Source organism: Vibrio sp. V42_P2S4T144, from assembly GCF_009904715.1.
Lineage (GTDB): Bacteria > Pseudomonadota > Gammaproteobacteria > Enterobacterales > Vibrionaceae > Vibrio > Vibrio alginolyticus.
Window position 1 is genome coordinate 1 of record NZ_WXWS01000520.1, and the last position, 2,397, is coordinate 2,397.

Here is a 2,397-nt window from a genome sequence, read left to right on the forward strand (position 1 = left end):
TCGTGCAACCTTCCTCTCCACCAACTTTCTCTGAGTCAAAAACATGCGCATTTACAAACTCCTCAATCCCAACAACATACTGCACTTCGTGTCTGGTGCCATCTGAATGATTGATATGACGATAAAAAGTAATCTCGTTTCTCTCGCAATCAATATGGTCTAAATCGTATTCATATCGAATATGATTTTTACCTTTGGGTTTTCGGATTTTGACTTGCGATCGAACGCCATCTTCTCCGACGGATGACTCTTTTGCTGCTTCTAAAATCTGATCGCAAACCTCTTGGGGAACATCGCTTTGCGCCTGATACTCTGCCAACATTTGACCCAAGCGTTTTAGCCCTTCTTCACAAAGGAAACCTGTTGGATCAATCCACTGGATAGGGTTGACTGCATATTGGTAATGATTAATACCACCAGCAATAGATATCGGATCTTGTTGGATAAAACGTCCTAGTTTAGGATCGTAATACCGAGCGAGGTTGTAATGTAAGTTGGTTTCTTGATCGAAGTACTGTCCTTGAAAACGCAGTGGATTTGCTACATTTTCAATATGTACATGAGCAAAGCCGTTAGCATCGTAGCTGGCACTCCATACAACATTCCCTTCGCAATCGATCAGTCGCTCTGGTTTACCAACTTGATCGCACTGGTACCAATAAATAACGTCATTTTCTAGCAGTGCCACTGGCGTGTAAGTTTCGGGTTGATATAGGTACCAACGGAAAGCACCTGAAGAGCGTTCACCAATTAAACGTTCACCTTCCCACAGGAACTCCGTAACGCCTTTTTGTGTAATTTTTTTCGTTCTGCGCCCTAATGCATCATATTCATATTGACTGATACCATCGTCGGTGTGAACTTCAATGAGCTGATTTAACGCATCAAATACGCGAGTCTGAACGTGTCCTTGCCCCTCACGTTTTGTCTGGTTTCCTTGCGCGTCATATTTGAACCTGACACCATCGTGTACTTCAATACGATCAGCGAATACCTCTGAAGTTGGCAAAGTAGGATTGCCAAAACTATCGTATTCAAATTTAGTCACATCTCCGGAAGCATTGACTCGTTTAAGTTGCCCTAAGGCATCGTACTGATAGTGTGTTGCTCCTGCCGTATTATCAATGATTGATGAAATACGGTTTTGCGCATTGTAAACGTACTTTTTCTCTCTATCTGGCCAATGCTGTTCAACCAAACGACCAACACCATCATAAATGATGCGCTCATTAAAATATGCCGTTTCAATTTGGGAAACTCGTCCCATTTCATCGTAATGAAATTTGATTTGAGGTAAATCTAGGTTTCCAAACCGAATCGCTGAAAAACGCCCATATCGATCATAAGAGAAGTTCAGCTCCGTATTATCTGGCAGTACCTGAGATACGCGTTGGCCAACTCTGTTAAACTCCTGCGTTATCTCAAACTGGCCTTGAATGCGCTTTGTTAAATGCCCGAATGAAGAGTATTGGTATTGCAATGTGTGATGGCGATTGGATGCGAAAGTAAGTCGCCCACCAAGCGTATAATTGAAGTGGTTCTCTACAATACTGCTACCATTTCCTGCTTTGACGTGCTTGAGATAACCCGCAGCGTCATAGCGATACAGCACCGTCCTATCGGCGACTTGCTTACGATGGATTCGCCCCATATGATCATAATCAAATTGGCTTTGTAGATTATCAAACCCGACAGTTCCTGACAGCTGGCCTTCATCGTCATACAGGAATTCGAACTCTAAGCCGTCACTCCGAACTAATTTAGTCAGGTTACGTTGTTGATCGTATTCGTAAGAAATATGGCTGCCATCGGGAAAGATGACTGCTTCTTGTTGCGCGAGTGCTCCCCATTGATACGAGGTAATGCCTGCTGGCGTTCGAATCTGAGCAACACGGCTGTGCTCATCGTAAGAATATTCTTCGCTATAACCGACTTTGTCTTCGTCGTTAAAATAACGAACTGATGTACGCCTGCCAAATTGATCATAAGCGAGTTGAGCAATACACCCATCGGGATAAGCAACGCCATTCACTAAATCTTCTTCATTGTAGCTATAACGAAGTAATGTACCGTCTATTTCATTCGCGATAAGTCTTTGTTGTTCATCCCACCACCACTGACTTTTCTTACCATCTTCAGACTCTTTTTTGACGACTTGACCGTGTTTATCGTAATCATATTCCGTGACACAGCCGAACTGATCGGTATCCCAAACTCTTTGACCGAGGCTATTGTAGTAAGCCTTCTCGATATCCCCGTCAGGTGAAACCGTTTTAACTAACTTACCTAAGCCGTCATAACCATATTGAATTTCTTTGCCAGAGGAATGAAACTTAGAAACTAATTGACCATGCTGATTATATTGATAATTGACCGTTGACTGATCAGGATAGATAG

At 42.8% G+C, this 2,397-nt stretch carries 1 protein-coding gene; it reads right to left on the reverse strand.

The genetic code is table 11. The features are described from left to right. Positions 1-2,397, reverse strand: a 2,397-nt coding sequence (locus CAG68_RS17200; protein ID WP_202599987.1) for an RHS repeat-associated core domain-containing protein, incomplete at both ends; no start/stop codon positions are given.